This is a genomic window from Streptomyces sp. NPDC050546 (assembly GCF_044457425.1).
GTDB lineage: Bacteria > Actinomycetota > Actinomycetes > Streptomycetales > Streptomycetaceae > Streptomyces.
In genome coordinates, this window is record NZ_JBITGX010000010.1 from 322,382 (window position 1) to 341,276 (window position 18,895).

Annotated in this window: 15 protein-coding genes; 10 read left to right on the plus strand and 5 right to left on the minus strand. The window is 69.4% G+C overall.

All coding sequences use genetic code 11. From position 1 onward, the window contains the following. The first annotated feature begins 358 nt into the window (after nucleotides 1-358). Both ACIBK5_RS25990 and ACIBK5_RS25995 read left to right on the plus strand, forming a co-directional pair. Nucleotides 359-1,042, plus strand: a complete 684-nt coding sequence (locus ACIBK5_RS25990) for a class I SAM-dependent DNA methyltransferase (protein ID WP_399022948.1) — start codon at nucleotides 359-361, stop codon at nucleotides 1,040-1,042. A 53-nt stretch (nucleotides 1,043-1,095) separates the two neighbouring features. Further along, the gene (locus ACIBK5_RS25995; protein ID WP_399022950.1) at nucleotides 1,096-2,883 is read left to right on the plus strand and encodes a SpoIIE family protein phosphatase; all 1,788 of its coding nucleotides are present in this window, start codon (nucleotides 1,096-1,098) and stop codon (nucleotides 2,881-2,883) included. A 56-nt stretch (nucleotides 2,884-2,939) separates the two neighbouring features. Here the strand turns inward: ACIBK5_RS25995 and ACIBK5_RS26000 are convergent, their stop codons facing one another. Further along, nucleotides 2,940-4,373: an NAD-binding protein gene (locus ACIBK5_RS26000; protein WP_399022952.1), complete on the minus strand. Its 1,434-nt coding sequence runs from the start codon at nucleotides 4,371-4,373 to the stop codon at nucleotides 2,940-2,942. Between the two features lie 352 nt (nucleotides 4,374-4,725). On the opposite strand from ACIBK5_RS26000, the gene ACIBK5_RS26005 reads away from it, so the two are divergent. From ACIBK5_RS26005 to ACIBK5_RS26015, 3 genes are all read left to right on the plus strand, one after another. Next, nucleotides 4,726-5,865 carry a PP2C family protein-serine/threonine phosphatase gene (locus tag ACIBK5_RS26005; protein WP_399022954.1) on the plus strand — a complete coding sequence of 380 codons (1,140 nt, stop codon included), beginning with the start codon at nucleotides 4,726-4,728 and terminating at the stop codon, nucleotides 5,863-5,865. 108 nt (nucleotides 5,866-5,973) lie between these two features. After that, nucleotides 5,974-6,546, plus strand: a complete 573-nt coding sequence (locus tag ACIBK5_RS26010; protein ID WP_399022956.1) for a PadR family transcriptional regulator — start codon at nucleotides 5,974-5,976, stop codon at nucleotides 6,544-6,546. Nucleotides 6,547-6,661: 115 nt separating this feature from the next. Continuing rightward, on the plus strand, nucleotides 6,662-8,386 hold the full coding sequence (locus ACIBK5_RS26015) for an acyl-CoA dehydrogenase family protein (RefSeq protein WP_399022958.1): 1,725 nt from the start codon (nucleotides 6,662-6,664) through the stop codon (nucleotides 8,384-8,386). A gap of 77 nt (nucleotides 8,387-8,463) precedes the next feature. Here ACIBK5_RS26015 and ACIBK5_RS26020 read toward each other — a convergent pair whose 3' ends face one another. Then, nucleotides 8,464-10,221: a lysyl oxidase family protein gene (locus ACIBK5_RS26020; protein ID WP_399022959.1), complete on the minus strand. Its 1,758-nt coding sequence runs from the start codon at nucleotides 10,219-10,221 to the stop codon at nucleotides 8,464-8,466. Nucleotides 10,222-10,753: 532 nt separating this feature from the next. Here ACIBK5_RS26020 and ACIBK5_RS26025 point away from each other — a divergent pair. Then, on the plus strand, nucleotides 10,754-11,287 hold the full coding sequence (locus ACIBK5_RS26025; RefSeq protein WP_399022961.1) for a hypothetical protein: 534 nt from the start codon (nucleotides 10,754-10,756) through the stop codon (nucleotides 11,285-11,287). A gap of 368 nt (nucleotides 11,288-11,655) precedes the next feature. On the opposite strand, the gene ACIBK5_RS26030 is transcribed toward ACIBK5_RS26025, so the two are convergent. The 3 genes from ACIBK5_RS26030 to ACIBK5_RS26040 all read right to left on the minus strand — a co-directional run bounded on the left by ACIBK5_RS26030 (nucleotide 11,656) and on the right by ACIBK5_RS26040 (nucleotide 15,643). Then, a complete protein-coding gene (locus ACIBK5_RS26030; protein ID WP_399022963.1) occupies nucleotides 11,656-12,741 on the minus strand; it encodes an NAD/NADP octopine/nopaline dehydrogenase family protein in 1,086 nt (361 codons plus the stop codon). 154 nt (nucleotides 12,742-12,895) lie between these two features. Beyond that, nucleotides 12,896-14,485, minus strand: a complete 1,590-nt coding sequence (locus ACIBK5_RS26035; protein ID WP_399022965.1) for an AbgT family transporter — start codon at nucleotides 14,483-14,485, stop codon at nucleotides 12,896-12,898. A gap of 435 nt (nucleotides 14,486-14,920) precedes the next feature. Then, on the minus strand, nucleotides 14,921-15,643 hold the full coding sequence (locus ACIBK5_RS26040) for a GntR family transcriptional regulator (protein WP_399022967.1): 723 nt from the start codon (nucleotides 15,641-15,643) through the stop codon (nucleotides 14,921-14,923). A 566-nt stretch (nucleotides 15,644-16,209) separates the two neighbouring features. Here ACIBK5_RS26040 and ACIBK5_RS26045 point away from each other — a divergent pair. From ACIBK5_RS26045 to ACIBK5_RS26060, 4 genes are all read left to right on the plus strand, one after another. Beyond that, nucleotides 16,210-16,536: a hypothetical protein gene (locus ACIBK5_RS26045; protein ID WP_399022969.1), complete on the plus strand. Its 327-nt coding sequence runs from the start codon at nucleotides 16,210-16,212 to the stop codon at nucleotides 16,534-16,536. A 38-nt stretch (nucleotides 16,537-16,574) separates the two neighbouring features. Next, nucleotides 16,575-17,030, plus strand: a complete 456-nt coding sequence (locus ACIBK5_RS26050) for a hypothetical protein (protein ID WP_399022971.1) — start codon at nucleotides 16,575-16,577, stop codon at nucleotides 17,028-17,030. A 634-nt stretch (nucleotides 17,031-17,664) separates the two neighbouring features. Next, entirely contained in the window at nucleotides 17,665-18,057 is a 393-nt protein-coding gene (locus tag ACIBK5_RS26055) for a nuclear transport factor 2 family protein (protein WP_399022973.1), read from the plus strand. Between the two features lie 25 nt (nucleotides 18,058-18,082). Beyond that, nucleotides 18,083-18,781, plus strand: coding sequence for a type 1 glutamine amidotransferase domain-containing protein (locus ACIBK5_RS26060; RefSeq protein ID WP_399022974.1), 699 nt, complete (start codon nucleotides 18,083-18,085; stop codon nucleotides 18,779-18,781). Nucleotides 18,782-18,895 lie beyond the last annotated feature (114 nt).

Below are 18,895 nucleotides of genomic sequence, written 5' to 3' on the forward strand. Positions count from 1 at the left end.
GTACGATACGCCGTATCGATTGCCATCGAGGGTCCGATTCGACCAGATCCCCAGGGCGGCCTTGACACTCGTCGAGAGCTGAGAGGGAACCAGGGGCAGGGCTCCACGAGATGACCTCATCGCCGCGACCGCGGCCGGACGCTGGACCACTCCCGCACGGCCGTCTGACCACCCCCGCACGGCCGTCTCACAAGGCCCCGTCCTCCACCTGAGCCGCCGCCGGATCGCCCACGGCGGTTCAGGGCCGCCCACTACATTGCGCTGCGCAAGGGACACCGAGCGCATGCGGGATGCCGACCGGACCCGACGGGGGAGGATATATGGAAAAATTACGCGGGATGGGCAAGGGGGAACGCCTGTGAGCAGCAGCCCTCCCGGCAAACTGGGCCACGAGGACGCACTGCCTGACCGCACCGGCCAGGCCGAGGCTTTCGACGCCATCGGCGTCCACTACGACGAGGCCTTCCCGCACAAGGAAGGGCAGGTCGCGGCCGCCGAGTGGCTCATGGACACCCTGCCGGCCGGGTCCCGCGTGCTGGACCTGGGATGCGGCACCGGGCTCCCGACCGCCCGGCAACTGGCGGAGGCGGGCTTCGAGGTCGTCGGCGTCGACCTGTCGGGCGGAATGGTCGCCCTTGCCCGCGAGCATGTGCCCGACGGCACCTTCCACCAGGTGGACATCGCTGACCTGCGGCCGGGAGGACCCTGCGACCTCGGCCGGTTCGACGCGGTGGCCGCCTTCTTCTCCCTGCTCATGCTGCCGCGCGCCGAGATCCCCCTCGCGCTGCGGACCGTCCACCGGCTACTCGTGCCGGACGGCATGTTCGTGCTGTCGATGGTGGAGGCCGACGTGGACGACTTCTCGATCCCGTTCCTCGGAAAGACCATCCGGGTGTCCGGGTACCTGCGGGACGAGCTGAGGGAGGTCGTCGAGGCGAGCGGCTTCGAGATCGCCGAGGAGGCCTCCTACACCTACGCGCCCGCGAGCGCCGACGTACCGCCCGAGGTGCAGATCTTCCTGCGCTGCAGGCGGCACGGCTGACGGCTCCCTCTCCACCCGCACCGGCAGGGGCCCACCCGGACGGAAGCGACACTGTGACGAAACACCTGGGAGCTCATGAACACCCCGGCAGGGAGGCCAGGGCGAACGAGCAGGTCACGCCCCCGCGTCAGCCTCAGCTCCTCGGGCCGCAGACCGACCGGCTCCGCTACCTCGACGAGGCGACGCGCCGGATCGCCCGCGGCATCGATCTCGACGAGACGTTGCACGAACTGTGCCGGGCGGCCGTGCCCGCCTTCGCCGACACGGCCTTCGTCCACCTGTCCGATCCGCTGCCGGTCGGGGACGAAGGTCCTGGCGTCCCCGCCGTCCTGCGGCTGCACAGCACGGACCGGGCGCCGCCGAGGGATCCGGCCGCCCATGGGCCCTCTCCCTCCCCAGAGACCTGGGCGGACGTGCGACCGGCGGACGTCATACGCCCGGCCGCCGACGGGCGGCTGGCCGAGCTGCTGCAAGCCGGGCAGCCCGTGTCGGGGGACGCCCCAGGGGTCGCTCCCGCCCTGACCGAGTTGCTGGGACCGGTGACTGTTCCCGCAGCGGCGCAACCCGGACCGCGGCTGATCATCGCCCCGCTGCACGGCCGCCGCCACGTCATGGGCAGTGTCGTACTCGTCCGCCGCCCCGACCGGCCCGACTTCACCGCGGACGACCTGCTCGTCGCCTCCCAGCTCGCCACCCACACCGCACTCGGCGTCGACAAGGCCGCGCTCTACCTCCGCGAGACATCGGTCGCCGCCGCACTGCAGCGCACGATGCTCCCTCCGGCACTGCCCCAGCCGACCGGGGTCCGGCTGGCAAGCCGTTACCTGCCCGCCTCGCGGGCCTCCCAGGTGGGCGGCGACTGGTACGACGCGATCCCCCTGCCCGGCAACCGTGTCGCGCTGGTGATCGGCGACGTCATGGGCCATTCCATGACGTCGGCCGCCATCATGGGCCAGCTGCGCACCATCGTGCAGACCCTGGCCGGGCTCGACCTTCCTCCCGACGAGGTCCTGCACCACCTCGACGAGCAGGCGGAGCGGCTGGGCAGCGAGCACATGGCGACCTGTCTGTACGCGATGTACGACCCCGTACTGCATCGGCTGCTGGTCGCCAACGCCGGTCACCCGCCCCCGGTGCTCCTCCACACGGACGGCCGGGAGGAGGTGCTGCCGATCCCGCCCGGGGCGCCGATCGGCGTCGGCAGCGGCGTCTTCGAGTCCAGCGAGATGCACGCGCCGTCCGGAGCGACTCTGCTGCTGTACACGGACGGGCTCGTCGAGTCCCGCGACTCGGACGTGCTGTCCGGGGTGGAGCGGTTGTGCGCACACCTGCGCGCTGCCACCGCCGGTTCGGAACCCCTGGCGCTGGAAGTGCTGTGCGACCAGGCACTCGGCACGCTGGGCACGCGCGACCGGGACGACGATATCGCCCTGCTCGCGGCCCGGTTCGAGGGCATCCGGCCCGAGACGGTGGCGTACTGGTACATGGCTCCACGGCCGCAGACCGCGGGGCAGGCACGCCGGCTGACGCGGAGGACACTGCACCACTGGGGTCTTGACGCGATGGTGGAACCGGCCGAACTGCTGGTCAGCGAGGTGGTGGCGAACGCCGTACGCTTCGCGTCCCGGCCGATCACCCTGCGCCTGCTGCGCACGGACGTACTCCGCTGCGAAGTGGGCGACGACTCGCCGCAGGTGCCGAGGATGCGGCACGCCAGGCTGAATGACGAGGGCGGCCGGGGACTGTTCCTTGTCGACCAGCTGGCGGAGGCCTGGGGGGCGACCAGGGTGAGCACGGGCAAGGTCGTCTGGTTCGAGCAGGCGCTGCCCGGCCGGGAATGACAGGGGGCGGCGGGTGCGTGTGGCCGGGCCCTGTGGGCGTCGTCCGCCGGGCGGGGTCAGTCCAGGGACGGCTCCCGTTCGCGGTCGGCGTCCCAGACGGCGAGGTCCACGACCCGGTCGTCCGGGAAGAGCGCGCACGTCCGGCCGTCGGCCACGAAGACGCTGAGCGGGGCGGCGTCCAGCACGGACAGGGCCACGGACGTGGCGACGATGTGCGTGACGTCGCAGACGGCACCGATACGGAACAGCGACCGCGACTCCGTGGTGACCTCGTCTCCCCCGGCCCGCAGGACGATGCGCTGGTCGGCGGCGACGGCGCGGGTGGTGACCGCGACGGCGATGTTCTCCAGCCCGTCGGAGGCGACGGCCGCCAGCGCGCGGGCCCGCCGGACACAGAGGCGTTCGAGCAGGAAGCGGTCGCCGCCACGGCCCAGGACTACCGGGATGCCGAGGGCACGGGCCAGGGGCAGACAGGGTGCGTGCGGATTGCGCTCCACGGCGACGACGCGCAGCCCGAGGCGGCGCAGCCGGGCCGACAGACGCAGGCCGACCTGCCCCAGGCCGACCACGACGACATGGCCACGGCGCGGGATCGAGCGGGCTCCCAGGACGGTCGTCATGCGGTGCCCGGTGAATCGGTCGACCACACTGGCGGTGAAGACGGCCGCCAGGACCAGGGCGACGAGCATGGAGGCGGCGGAGAAGATCTTGTACCAGCCGGGTCCGTGCTCGGCGGCCGGTGAGGAGCCGATCGTGGTGAGCGTACGGGCGGCGTGCCAGGTGGCGTCGGGCCAGTGCTCGTGCAGCACGAGGACGCCCAGGGTGACATCCACGGCGAGGACCGTGAGCAGGGCGGCGAAGCTCGCGACGAGTGCCCTGGCGGAGGTGCCGAGCGAGCGGAACCAGGCGGGGAAGGCGCCGCGCGGCCGGGAGCGCCCGCCGGCGGTGAGGGCTCGCCTGGGGACCCGCTCGACGACGGTGGTCCCGCCCTCGCGGCGGACCCCGATCACGTCGTCGCCGGCCGGCAGGAGCACGGCGTACCGCGGTGCGAGACAGCTGGCGAGGAGGCTGGGCACGATGACGTCGGTCGTGCTCAGCACCGTGCAGTTCGGGACCGTCCGGGAGACCTCGTCCGCGACCGTGCGGTCGAAGATGGTCACGACCAGGCGGACTCCGGGCTTGAGATGCTCGGCCAGCAGCGCGTAGCGCAGGGCGACGATGTCGTCCCGGGAGACGATGACGATGCCGTCGGCCGGTTCCCGCAGGCGTCTGCGCAGGGCGTCGTCGTCGGGGCGGCTCAGGCGGTCCGCGGTGCTGCCCCAACGGCTGATGCGCGCGGCGGCCGAACCGCCCAGGGCCTCGTCGTCCTCGATGATGACGACGTGCTGCCCTGGTGCCGGGGCGCCGGCTCCGACAGAGGCTGTGGTGCCGACCGCGGCAGAGGCTGTGGCGTGCGGGTGGGTGTCGTCGTGCGGTGTCCGTGGACTCAACCCTTCGGCCTTTCTGCGGCTGCCGGGGCCCTGAGTACCCCGTGATCGGCGGTGATCGGCAAGGGCGCGGCGGATGGCCTGGTCGAGGCGTGCGCAGGGGTGGGGCGCACGGTCGAGGAACCCTGTACGGGTGCCGAAGCGGTCTTTTTTGTACCACTCCCCCACGCGGGGCCGACTCGTCCGGCTGTCTGAAGTCTCCCGGCCGGATTCGTACGTCTGTCGAACGACGCTCCCACCCCCTGGCGCCGCCCGCGACCGGCAGACCGGCGTCCCCCGGCACCGGCCGACACGAAAGGCCGGTACGCGCCACGGCCTGTAGAACGGAGAGAGGACCACCTGCCCGGGAGTCCCCATGACCGGTACCCACCTGCTCCGCGCCCGCCGGAGAAGGCCTGCTCACACCCCGCAGGCCATCGAGCCACCGGGGAACGCCGAGCTGGTCGTCGGCGTGCTGGCGGTGACGGCCCTGGTCGAGCTCCTCGGCGCCCTGTCCCGGTCCCCGGTGTGGCTCCTCGGGCTGCTGGTCTTCCTGCCGGGCACGGCGTCGGCCCTGTGCACGGTCCGGCAGACGAGGTTCGTCTCCGCGTGGGCCACGCTCGTCGTCACCCTCACCGTGCTGCTCCGCCACGACGAAGGGGGCGGATGGCTCGACCGGACACTGCTGGTGCTGTTCACCCTCGCACTGGGGACGACCTCGGTCTACGCCTGCCAGCGGCGTATCAGGCGTGAGGACGAGATGCTCCGCCTGCGCTCCACCGCCGCGGCCATGCAGCGGCACATCCTGCGTCCCCTCCCCCTGGTCACCGACGACGTTCTGGTCAACGGTGTCTACGAACCCGTGCAGGAGGATCGTCTTGTCGGCGGCGACATCTACGACGTCGTGGCCTGTCCCTGGGGGACCCGGGTGCTGATCGGGGACGTACAGGGCAAAGGGCTGGCCGCCGTGGGGGCGGCGTTCGCCGTGATCGGCGCCTTCCGCGAGGCGGCGCACCGCGAGCCCACGCTCACGGCTCTCGTCGACGCCCTGGACACCGCGGTCGTCCGCCACAACTCCTACGCCGAACAGACCGGCGACGACGAACGGTTCGTCACGGCGCTCATCATCGGTGTCGACGACGGCCCCGAGGCGCAGCTCGTCAACTGCGGGCATGTCCCGCCCTGGTTGATGCACGACGCAGAGGTGACCACACCGCCGCTGGACTCCGGTGTGCCGCTCGGTCTCGCGGGGCTGGCCGCCGAGCCCACGACCGTGGACTGGTTCGACTTCCCGGCCGGTGCGACGCTGCTGCTGGGCACGGACGGACTCACCGAGACCCGCGCGCCCGACGGCACGTTCTACCCGGTCGAGGAGCGGCTGACGAGCCACCTGGGGGTCTCCCCCACCAAGCTCCCCCGGGCCCTGTTCGAAGACGCCCGGGCCTTCACCGACCACGACAGCCGGCACGACGACTTCGCGGTCCTGACCGTCCGCCGCTCCCCGCACCTCCCCTGAGCAGAGCCGTCAGCCGCCCGGGGCGGGGAGCACGTGCGGGCGTGAGCCGCGTCGCATCGAAAGGAGCGGGGCTTGCTATGCAACGAGTTGCATAGCACGATCGTCGTCATGGCGCTCGAACACGCGATCCTGGTGTCGCTCTTGGAGAAGCCGGGGTCCGGCTATGAGCTGGCCCGGCGTTTCGAACGGTCCATCGGCTACTTCTGGACCGCGACCCACCAGCAGATCTATCGCGTCCTGAAGCGCATGGAGAACGACGGCTGGGTCGACGCCCGGGACGTCCCGCAGCAAGGACGGCCGGACAAGAAGGAGTACTCCGTCGCCGACCTCGGGCGGGCCGCGCTGTCCTCGTGGCTGCACGATCCGATCGAGCCGGAGAGCGTCCGCCACGACCTGGCGGTGAAGATCCGGGGTGCCGCCTTCGACGACCCGGCCGCCCTGATCCGCGAGGTGGAGCGGCACCGGCAGGCGCACCGGGACCGGCTGGCGCACTATCTGGCAGGCGAGGCGCGGGACTTCACCGGGCCCGAAGCCGGTGCGGCCGCTGCGGAGGCACCGCTGGACGCGGAGCGGGAGCTCCAGCACGTCGTACTGCGCGGCGGCATCGCGTACGAGCGGATGATGATCGGCTGGCTGGACGAAGTGCTCGCCACCCTGGCCAGGTTCGGCCCTGGCCACTGACCGCGCCACCGCACCGGCCCCAACCGCTGCTCCTCTCCGGCCACAACCGCTCCTCCTCTCCGGTCGCCACACCTCTCGATTCCCATCCGTCCACCAGCCGAAAGGCATCCTCACCATGGCTGACCCACTGCTCTTCAACCCGCGCACCTACGACCCCGCGCACTTCGACCCCGAGACACGCCGCTTGCTGCGTGCCACCGTCGACTGGTTCGAGGAGCGCGGGAAGCGGCAGCTGATCGAGGACTACCGGACCCGCGCGTGGCTCGGTGACTTCCTCGCCTTCGCCGCGAAGGAGAGCCTGTTCGCCGCCTTCCTGACGCCGTCGTCCGCCGCTGGGGAGGGGGAGCCGGACAAGCGGTGGGACACCGCCCGTATCGCCGCGCTCAACGAGATCCTCGGCTTCTACGGCCTGGACTACTGGTACGCCTGGCAGGTCACCATCCTCGGCCTCGGCCCGGTCTGGCAGAGCGACAACGCCGCCGCCCGTGCCCGCGCCGCGGAACTCCTCTCGCAGGGAGAGGTGTTCGCGTTCGGCCTGTCCGAGAAGGCCCACGGCGCCGACATCTACTCCACCGACATGCTGCTCGAGCCCGACGGCGACGGCGGCTTCCGCGCCACCGGCTCCAAGTACTACATCGGCAACGGCAACGCCGCCGGACTCGTCTCCGTCTTCGGCCGCCGTACCGACGTCGAGGGCCCCGACGGCTACGTGTTCTTCGCCGCCGACAGCCGTCATCCGGCCTACCACCTGGTCAAGAACGTCGTCGACTCGTCCAAGTTCGTCAGCGAGTTCCGCCTGGAGGACTATCCCGTCACGTCCGATGACGTCCTGCACACCGGCCGCGCGGCCTTCGACGCCGCCCTCAACACGGTCAACGTCGGCAAGTTCAACCTGTGCACCGCCTCGATCGGCATCTGCGAACACGCGATGTACGAGGCCGTCACCCACGCCCACAACCGCGTCCTGTACGGCCGCCCCGTCACCGCCTTCCCGCACGTGCGGCGCGAGCTGACCGACGCCTACGTCAGGCTCGTCGGCATGAAGCTGTTCAGCGACCGCGCTGTCGACTACTTCCGCTCCGCCGGCCCGGACGACCGCCGCTACCTGCTCTTCAACCCGATGACGAAGATGAAGGTGACCACGGAGGGCGAGAAGGTCATCGACCTGATGTGGGACGTCGTCGCCGCCAAGGGCTTCGAGAAGGACAACTACTTCAGCCAGGCGGCCGTGGAGATCCGTGGCCTGCCCAAGCTGGAGGGCACGGTCCACGTCAACCTCGCGCTGATCCTGAAGTTCATGCGCAACCATCTCCTCGACCCGGCCGAGTACCCGAGTGTGCCGACCCGTCTCGACGCGGCCGACGACGACTTCCTGTTCCGGCAGGGACCGGCCCGGGGCCTGGGCTCGGTGCGCTTCCACGACTGGCGCCCGGCCTTCGAGGCGTACGCGCATCTGCCCAACGTCGCTCGCCTGCGCGAACAGGCCGACGCGCTCTGCGAGTTCGTCGCCGCGGCCGCTCCCGACGCGGAGCAGAGCCGCGATCTCGACCTCGTCCTCTCGATCGGCCAGCTCTTCGCGCTCGTCGTGCACGGGCAGCTCGTCCTGGAGCAGGCCGGCCTGACCGGACTCGACGAGGACGTACTCGACGAACTCTTCGCCGTCCTCGTACGGGACTTCTCCGGGCACGCCGTCGAACTGCACGGCAAGGACTCGGCGACCGAGCGGCAGCAGGAGTGGGCGCTGGCCTCGGTCCGGCGGCCGGTCGTCGACGAGGCGCGCACGCAGCGGGTCTGGCAGCGGGTCGAGGCGCTGTCCGGCACGTACGAGATGGCCCAGTAGGCGCGCCCCGCTCCATCACCGGTGGCCGGGCCTCCGCCCGGCCACCGGTCGAATCCTCGCGGGTCAGCGCGGCGGGGTCAGTTGGCGTTCACGAGGTCGTGCGCCGGCACGGTGACCGTTCGCTTGCCCGGCGTGCCGCCGAGCACGATCTTCCGCAGGGCGCTGTTGTTGCCGAGGTTGGTTTCCTTCAGCCGCTTCTCGGGGTTGGCCAGCACCTGGATGTAGTAGGTGCCGTTGGGCACGCCGGTGATGTCGAACGACTGGCCGGGCAGGTCCTGGGTGTAGGTGTCACCGGATCCGACGTCCAGCACCTCGCGGACGGAGATCGAGTTCTCCTCACCGCAGGCGGTGGCCAGGTCCGTGTTGTACGGGTGCCAGTTGGCGTTCTTCACCGTGTAGTCGATCGCGTCGGTGTTGGCCAGGCAGAACGCTTCCTTGCCGCTGCGCACGGCCTCCTTCTTGTCGGCCTTCAGCAGCCGGTAGCTGGCGAAGTCGGTGAAGTGCCAGTGCACGTGCCCCGGGCGCGGGTCCCACTCCATGGTGCCGGTCGGGGTGTAGCCGACCTGCTTGCCCTTGGCGTCGTAGAAGTACTGGAAGGCGTCCATCTTGGCCTTGCCGGGCGAGCGGAACCCGTCCACCACGAGCTGCGCCGGGCCGGCGTTCCAGACGTTGGCGCTGAACGCCAGGTAGTCCTTGCCCGGGATGTCCTTGTCGCCGTCGCCGATCGTGATGCCGTAGGCCGGCAGCGAGCGCAGGTCCGGCTTGGGGACGTCCGGGACGGAGGCCTTGCCGGTGGGCCGCTTCGACAGCGGTTCGAGAGCGGGCGCCTGACGCGAACCGTCGGTCTGGCCGCCGGTGTCCTTGGCCTGCTGCGACAGTGCGGAGTTCTGCTTCTTCTTCAGCGCCCACGGCAGGGCCGGTGGCGCGGCCTTCAGCGGACCGTGGCCCACGTTGTACGAGGGACCCGCACCACTCGTCACCGGTGCGGCGGCCTCGGCGGGACCCGGGGCATGCCCCGGCCCGTGACCGGTGTGCGCGGTCGGCGCCTGGTGACCGGCACCGTGCCCGGCGTGCTCGCCGGCCTTCGCGGAGCGCGGCGCCGCCCCGGATGAGCCCTCTTCGCCCTCGTCGCTTCGCTCCACCACGGTCACCTTGACCGTGGCCGCCTTGTCAGCGATGCCGAACAGGTCGCGGTACTTCTTGGCGACACCGACCTTGGCCGTGTACGTACCGGCCGGGAGCTGGACCGGCTCGCTGTAGGAGCCCGAGTAGGTGTTGGCCGCCCAGCCCTTCTGGACGCCCCACACGGAGCCGAGGGTGAAGGGGTTGGTGGGGCAGCTCTCCGGATACTTGGAGGTGGAGGGCGCGTCGGGCCGCACCCGGCCGCTGGCGTTGTTCGGGCAGAAGCTCTCGCTGCGGGTGAGGACCTTCTTGCCGGCTTTGTCGGTGACGGTGATCTCCGAGAAGCCGGGCAGCCCGGAGAAGTCCTTCACGGTGCCCGTGGGCAGCTTCTTCGCCTTGGCCTTGCCGCTCTCGTACACGGTCTGGGTGACAGCCACCGGGTCCTTGTAGGACTTGCGGGTCACCTTGAGTTCCAGCGGCGTCCCCTCGGCGATGAGGTAGGTGCCGAGGTCCAAGTACACACCCGGGTCCTCCTTCCAGGTGGTGAGCGTCACCGAAGTGGTCGCCGCGACGAGGCTCAGTTCGGGGCCCTTCGCGGCCTTCGCGGGCTCCTGCGCCGCGGCCACGATGCCGGCCGTCACGGCCGTCACGGCGATGGCCGTGGTGCCGGCGAGCAGCGTTCGCCGCAGCCGAGCGGTGCGTCTTCTGGTCATGGTTCCCTCGTCCTCCGGTGCTGTGAGAAGGAAGCAGGCGGCACGGCGCGTCCGCGAGGTCCGGGCCGGGGCCGTCATGTGAGAGGCGTTTGCTCCGCCCGCGCTGTGAGAGGAACGGACCGGTGGCGCGGTTGTCCGAAAGACGGAAAGGGGGTGGCGTGTTGGCCGAATGCCGTCGTGGTGACGAGATCCGGCCGTCGGTGTGGGCATTCACCTCACCCGAGGGCAGTCCTTGCCGGCGCAGACGCCGCTTGACGGCATGTGGGAGCGCCGCCGAATCTCCGGTGCCTGCCCCCACCTGTCACCGCGACATGCCAGACCCCGTACACGTCGTCAGCGAGCACGCCGGACCGCCGCGCCGGCAGCCCGAGGCGTTCTCCGCACGGCGTGGATACGGCCGGGCGACCTCCCGCGCATACGTGGCAGAGTCGCCGGCGGGTCCTCCGGACGGTGGCCCTTGGTCCACACCCTGGTCCTCGTCCACCTCGTACCTTGGTGCCATGGGAGAAACGAACGCGAAGGGCGGGGCGGCGTGAGGCACGACGACGTCCACGCCGGTGAACACCGTGCCCGCGTTCGGTGCCTGCCCGAGCCGTGGATGTGCGATGTCTTCCACATCGACGGGAGCCTGAGGGACATTCGGGTGCTCGAGACGACCCGCGCCGAGTGGATCGCCACCTTCGAACACCTGCGTGCGGTAGCCGACGAAACAGAGGTGGAGCACCCCTACTCCCAGCTCGATCCCGTGCGTCCCGCCATCGCCGACCTCTTCCGCTTCTGGGCGGACGAGCCGGAAGGCCGGGGAACGAGTTTCTCCTTCCGGGCCCGCTTCGACGCCGTGTGGTTCTTCGCCCTGCCCTACGACGAGGAGGAGATCGAGTTCTCCGTCTGGCCCGAGGACGTCCTCGACGGGGCGGGGGTGGCCGCCGTTCGGCGGTTCCTGGTCGAGGTCGCGACGGCCAGTCAGCGCCGGGCCCTGCTCACGGCCGAGACCGTCCAGTACGACGCGGAGATGCCGACGTTGATCTCCCACGACCCCGTCACAGGCCTCACTTCCCACATCTGAAAGGCGCTGTGGACTTCTCGTATTCGAACGAACTCAACCGAAGCTGATCAGCTGTGTAACGCTCCACTATGTCCGCCCGCCGCCTCGGGCCTGGCGGTCCAGGAAATCAAGCAACCGTGATTCCGAACGTGAAATCCCCGGGAAAGCTGCTCGGCACAGCCGTCCCGGCGAACTCAGGCCGGACATCTTCGACCACAAGGTGGTGGAGGGCTTCATCCAGACCATGGAGCGCACGGGGTCGGCCTTCCGGCCCAGGCGAACGCGTTCGACAAGCTGAAGGAAATCCTGCTGGACGCTCACCGGCTGGGCCTACTCGACGACAAACCGGTGGCCTGGGTGTAGGCCCCCCTGCGCTCCCTCTCAGTGGGTCAGCAGACCGAACCGTCGATGAAGGCTGCTCGGATCGATCCGACGTGGGAGCCGAGGAGTCCCAGGGACTCAGCTGTCCTGCCGTCGGCGACGAAGTTCCGTCCGCACAGGGCGTTGCTCAGGGTGATGAAGGAGTCGGTCAGGGGCATGGAGAGGCCGATCTGGGCGGCCAGCGAGCTCCAGATGACCAGCCCGAAAGGGATGTCCTCGGTGAAGTAACGGTGATTGACCGAGTCCGGCTCGGGGAAGGCCTGCCGGCCGTAGCCCTGCACGATGCGTTCGACGAACGTGCCTTCGGTGACGCCGTAGGCGCTGGTGAGGAAGTCCCAGAAGCTGGTCGCCTCCACGCCGAGCGCGTGCGCCAGGCTGAGGCGCTCGCGGTCGAGTGCGTCGATGACCTCGGCGATGCGAGGCGTCACGAGGGTGTGCTGCGGACGGCAGTCGGAATCCTCGACCGTCTTGAAGTTCAGCACCGCCGGCGGCACGTGATAGATGGGGTTGCAGTTGAGGAGCCCGACGGACAGCGCGTCCCCGCCCGACACATACCGCTCGCCGAAGTATGTCCCCAGGATCGCAAGGGCCTCGGGAGTGTCCGTGCTGGGTACGGCGGCCAGGGGGACGGAGTTCTTGATCGCCCCTATGTAGACGTGGGCGGGCTCGCGCAGGCGGCAGGTGTAGAGGCTGGTCGGCGTTTCCGCGATGAGGCAGCGCTTGCGGCCGGCCAGCGCGAACATGCGGGCGAGCTCGACTCCGCTGCCCAGTACCCCGGGCTGGATCAGGACGAGCTGGGAGGGTTCCAGGATCGCCGCGAGCTCCTTCGAGATGAAGGCGTGCGCGAAGGCCGGCACGGCAACGACGACGACCTGCGCGCCGTCGACGGCTTCTCCCAGGTCGGTGGTGAGCAGGGACGGCTTGCCGTGGCCCTCCACCTCGCCGACCAGGTCGATGCCGCCGCCCTTGGCCTTGATCGGTTCGAGATCGTGGCCCCACCTGTCGAAGAGCCGGACGTCGTGGCCCTGGAGCGACATATGGCCGGCGATGGCCTGGCCGACGTTTCCGGCGCCGATGATGGCGATGCTACCCATGTGAGGGGTTCTCTCTTTCTGTTCTGGTTTGCGAGAGGGCCTCGGTTCCGCCGAGGCACGATTGCGCAGGGGCTGCTGAGGTGATGAGAACCGCCCTGCGGCCGTCAGGCGCCAGCTGCTCGACAGAGGTCTCAGGGCAGCCGGCCCGACAGGCTCATCTGATGGGAACGCCTGGTCCGAGGGGGATTCCGAGCGCGTACCAGAGGGCGAAGAAGGCCGACCAGGAGATGAGCACGGTGAGTCCGATGGGGACCGTGAAGGACAGCACGGTCCCGATGCCGGCGCCCTTGCGGAACTGCTGGACGAATCCCAGGGCCAGGACGAACCAGGCGTTCATCGGGGTCGGGTTGGTCACCGAGTCGCCGATCGCGAAGGCGACCATGGCGGCCTGCGGGGCGAGCCCGATGTACATCGCCAGGGGGACGATCACGGGGGCGAGGATGGACCACATGGCCGAGCCGCTGCTGATGATGATGTTGAGGCCGCTGATGGCCACGGCCAGCACCAGCAGGAGGACGAGGTGGGGCGCGTCCAGCGATTTGAGGAGCTCGGCGCCCTCGACGGTGATCACGGAGCCGATGCCGGTCCAGGTGAAGTAGGCGAGGAACTGCGAGACCGCGAAGAAGAGAACGATCACCGGGGCGATGGACCGGATGCCGTCCGCCATGACGGACGGGACGGACGACAGGGTGGGGATCGTACCCACCTGCCTGCCGTAGACGATCCCGAGGAGCGCGAACAGCAGCGTGATGAACACCGCGATGTTCGCGACGACCACGGACTGGACGATGCTGCCGCCCTCGCCGCGGAACGGGGATCCCGGCAACAGCAGCGCGGCCACTGCCAGGACGTAGACCACCAGCACCGCGGCGGACACCTTCATGGCCCGCTTCTCGACGGCCGTCAGCGCGATCGTGTTCGGGGCGCCGGTGTGTTCACCGGTGTCCGTGTGCCCTGCGTTGAAGATCTTGTCGGCGGCTGCCTCGTCCTCGGGTGTCGGCGTGAACTCCGGCCGCTTCGCCAGCAACAGGTCGACGGTGAGCGCGATGACCGCAGCGAGGAACACCGAGGACGCCGCGGTGAAGAAGTAGGTGGCGACCGGAGTGATGACGTAGTGAGGGTCGACGGTGTGCGCGGCCGCGGTCGCCAGCGAGGAACGGATGGCGTCGGACGGTGTCACGAGCGGACTCGCGTTGAACCCGATCGCCGTCGACGCGTAGGCGACCAGCAGGCCCAGCAAAGGGCTGCGACCCGCGCTCCGATAGGCCAGCGCGCCCAGCGGGATCATCACGATGTAGGCCGAGTCACTCATGACGTGCGCGGTCATGGCGCTCAACGCGATGGAGAAGGTCAGCCAGCGCGTGGGCATCCGGCCGATCGTGACGCGCAGGAGAGCGGTGAGCAGGCCGCTGCGCTGCGTGACACTGACGCCGAGCAGAACCATCACGAGGACCGCCAGGGGCGGGAACCCGGCGAAGTTGTCCAGGGCGGACTCAGCCGCGAACTTGGCCCCAGCGGTGGAGAGCAGGTTCTTCACCACGACGGCGTCGCCCGAAGGCAGCGTGACGGACACGTGGGCTGCGGCCAGTGCCGCGCTCGTCACGGCGAGGACGGCTGCCAGTATCCAGAAGAGCCAGAACGGATGGGGCAGCTTGTTTCCTGCTCGCTCGATGGCGCTGAGCACCCGGAACAGTCGTTTGTCGGAGCCGTCGGCCACCGGTCTGCTGCTCGCGGTTTGGGTCATCTCAGAGGCCTTTCGAGTCGATAGCGCTGGAGGGGTGAGGGCGAATGGGAGGACCTGTCCGGCTCGCGCGTCGGACGGCTGCGGGTGCATCCGTGCAGCGAGGGCCGGCTCGGCGGACGACGAATCGTCTGAGCGACGGGGGCGGAGATCTGCCGTGTGAAACCGCGTCAGGGGAATGTGGACGCGACTGGGCGCCAAGGGGGCCGGGCGCAGCTATGCCCGGCGGGCACACTGTGGAGGCTTGCTTCGGAGAAGCGCCGACCGAAGTGGCGCTTCACGATCTCGATCGTGGGCCCGTCCTGTACGGGAAGGCCATGGCCGCATGCGGACAAAGCCGCGCGTTGGGTGAACGGCTCGACGAGACCCCGGCAGACGGTGTGCTGCGTAGCCTCGCTGAGCGGGCACCGGTCGGATCAACCGGCGGACTTCAGGGGACTAGGAGCCCGGTGCGGGCTCAATAGTCTGTTCGAGAAAGAACTCGACGAGGTCGGGGCGGGTGATGTCCCACCTCGCTTCGGCGAGTTTTCCGTCGGTCAGCCAGGTCAGCCGGCGCAGCCGGATCACTGCCTGGCCCTCGCGTACGCGCAACTGTGCCGCGGTTGCGGCGTCGAGCGCGATGGGATCGATGTAGATGCGGGATTTGGCCGCGGGGATGCCCATGCGGGCGAAGTAGTCGTGCACCGTCAGGTGGCCGAGATCCTCCTCTTGCAGTCGCGGTGCCAATGAGAACGGGATGACGGAGAGCTCGACGGCGATCACGTTGTCGTCGACGTCGAACTTCAGCCGTCGCAATTGATGTACGGGCGTGCCGTCGGCCACACCCGGCATCTCCAGACCGGCATCGCGGGCCTGGACCACCGTCGCAGACTCCACCGCATGCCGCCCGAGAATCTTCGGCCCCGACAGGGACGTGTTGACGAAACGCAGCAGGTTCTCCTGCCGAGCCCCCTCGGTGACGAAGGTGCCCCGTCGCCGGTGGCGCTCCACCAGCCCGGCCTGCGCCAGCTCACTCAGCACTCGCTGCGCGGTCGCGCGACCGATCGAGTACAGCTCCTGGAGCTCGGCCTCCGTGGGAAGTCGGCTGCCGGGAGGAAGTGCGCCAGAGCGGATCTGCTGCTCGTACTCGTTGCGGATCCGCAGGTACGCCGGGACTGCCATGGCCAGAAATGTAGCCCTACCCAATTGACCGGTCAATAGCCGATTTTTGCAGTCAATTAACTGGTCACGGCGGGGACGGCAGCGGCACGCAGGGTGTAGCCCTGACGCGCCGCTTCTTGGTCTCGCCCGGGTGAACGCCCAGGGCGTATACCCGGACCCGGGCCTCGCCGGGGACGGGACTGGGCAGTTCACGTTTGCGTGGTGGGTCGGCATGGACAGATCGTCGAGATGCCGGACGGGAAAGGGAAGGACGCCCGGGGCAGCAATGTCCACTGGCTGACACCTCGGACGTTCCGGCTCTGGGTTGGCATCGGGCTGCGCGGTTACGGCACTGATGGTCTTCCCTCGCCGGGCTGGGTGGGCCGCCTGGAGGACCGCAACGTGGCCTTCGTACAGTTGCTGACCTCGTCGGGGATGCGGCGGCTGGAGGGCGCCTCGTTGTTGACGTACGAGGTGCCGTCACTGCGACTGCAGGGCGGCCGGTACCGGAGCGTCGGCTGGACCCGCATCGCAGCCGGGCGCCGTACACGACGCCGCATTCCTGCCGGCACAGCTTCGCCCTCTACATGCTGATGATCCTGCACCACTTGATGGACCGGCGCTTCGGTCTGAGCCCGGAGGAGCGGCGGGACTACCGGCTGCTGTACGGGGATCCGTGGCGGATGGTGCAGGACCTGTTGGGTCATGCGTTCCTTGAGACGACCCGCGAGCGGCATCTGGCCCCGGTCGCCGACCGTCAGCTGCGGTCGCTGCTGACCACCGCGCCTGCGTTGCGCGAAGGGGAGCGGCCGGTGCGAGGGATGGATGAGGTGTTCGCTCGTCTGGCGCGAGAGGCCGAGGGCATCCAGGACATCGACGCCAAGCTGCAGGTCACCCCGGGGACGGCGGGATGAGCCGGCGCGGGCGTGCGGCGCCATTGCCGACAGCGCCGGTGCACAGGCCACAACTCGTCGCCCAGGCACGCACGGCACTCGCCGAGGAGCCCGACCCCTGGTCGGCCTTCGCCCGCTTCCTGAGGGACGCGCTGTCGGCCCAGGGTCCGGGAGGCCCACTTCTCCCTGTGGTCGGTGGCCGGCTGCCGGCCACCGACGAATCCATGGACGCCGCCGACCGGCTGCGGGCTGCCCTGGACGATCTGGTGGGCGGCGCGCACCGAGCAGGAGTGTTGCGCGCCGACTTCACCTCCGCCGACATTCCGATACTGCTGGAACACCTCTCCGCGCGGCTCCCCTGCGCTGGTGAGCGTGCGGCCGTGTTTCACCTGCGGTATCTCGACATGGTCCTCGCGGGGTTGCGCTCCCCGGGTGCCGACCGGTCCAGCACCCTGGCGGGCCCGGCACCGCACTGGACTGAACTCCGGGAGCTGTGGAACGCACCCGAGGGGTGAGGCGGAAATTCGCCTACCTGGAAATGCGCAACCAGGGGAAAGTTTCTTCCCCCCATCGCCAGTGGACATCATCTCGACTTCGGCGAATCATGGCGTCAGGACCGACCGCCCGTTGGCGGAGCGAGGACGACAAAGGGGCAGGCGCCATGGTCGAGAGTGTTTCGTTCTGGAACAGGGAAGCAGAAATTGTGGGGCGTCTTCACTTGCCGAACGACTTCAAAGAAGACAAGAAGCATCCGGCCCCCTCGTCGGTATTCACCCCGCTGACGGAGTGAAGGGACAGACCATCGGCGTCCGCGAGCAGCCCGGCCCACGCTGCGGACTCTCGGTGGCCACCGTCAGTTCAGCCCCATGAGCGAAGCTTCCAAGGGTCTTCTGGAGCGCCCGTCCCCGGTGGCCGAGTAGATCAGGACGCTGGAAATGGTCGGACACCAAGATCTTCAGCGACCAGCCAGGTGAACTTTACCGAGGACCGAAAGAACTGTTCGCCGTCGAAAGGGTGGCTCACATCGCCGTGTACGGCGTTCCTAGGCACATAGACCAGGAGAGAGTCAGGATGGCGGAATTCCTCGCCGCCCTTCAGGAGATCGCAGCACATTTCCCGTTGAACTGATCCCCCCCGAAGGAGTTACTCGTGCCCAAATCTCCCAATCTCGCCCTCATCCGGCGAGTGTACGAATCCCGAATGGCCCCGGAAGTCACCAGCGAGGTAATGGCCCCGGACCTCATCTGGGATATCACTCCCGGCTTCCCGAGGAGTGGCGTTTACCACGGCTGGGACGACGTGGCGAAGAACTTCTTCGGAACGCCGATGCCGAACATCGCGTCCTTCGGCGCGGTGCCCGAGGAGTTCCACGCCGACGACGACGGCCACGTCTTCGTCTACGGGCACTACCACGCCGAGACGACGACCGGGAACGCGGTCGACGTCCGGTTCATCCACCTGTGGACGATCCGCGACGGGAAGGCCGTGAGTATGCGGCAGGCCGCCGACAGCCACATCCTCCAAGAAGCCCTCAAGGGCTGAAACCCTCACCGGGAGATCAACAATCATGGCGAAGATCCTCTTCGTGATCACTGCGTCCGACCACTGGACGCTGGCGGACGGAACCCGGCAGCCGGCCGGATTCTGGGCCGAGGAAGCCCTCGGCCCGTACCAGGTGTTCAAGGAGGCCGGGTACGAGATCGCGGCGGCGACACCCGGCGGCGTGCCGCCCACGGCCGACGCGCTCAGCCTCAGCCCCGAGTTCAACGGCGGCGAGGAAGGCGCGCAGCGCACGCGCACCGCGCTGCGGGAGGCGACCGAGCTGGCGCAGCCGCAGCGCATCGAGGACGTGAACATCGACGATTACGTGGCCGTTTTCTACCCTGGCGGCTGGGGGCCGATGGAGGACCTGCCCGACGACGTCGAGTCCGGCAGGCTGCTCACCGAGTGGCTCGCCTCGGGCAAGCCGGTGTCCCTGGTCTGCCACGGCCCCGCGGCTCTGCTGGCCACCATAGGTGCCGACGGGACGTCCCCCTTCGCCGGCTACCGCCTGACCGGCCTCTCCAACGCGGAGGAGAAGCAGAACGGTCTCGCGGACCGCGCGAAGTGGCTGCTGCAGGACCGTCTGGTCGACGAACTGGGAGCGGACTACCGCGAGGCCGCCCCCTTCACCCCGCACGTCGAGGTGGACCGCACCCTGTATACCGGCCAGAACCCGGTCTCGGCGGTTCCCCTGGCCCAGGAGCTGGTCAAGGCGCTGAGCTGACGACCCGGCGGTGCGCTCGGCCGGTGGCTCGGTGCGTGCTGTGCCCCGAGCCGCCGGCCCGCTCCCAGGACCGGCCACAGCCCCGGGGACATCTCCCCTGCTGGCTGAACAGGC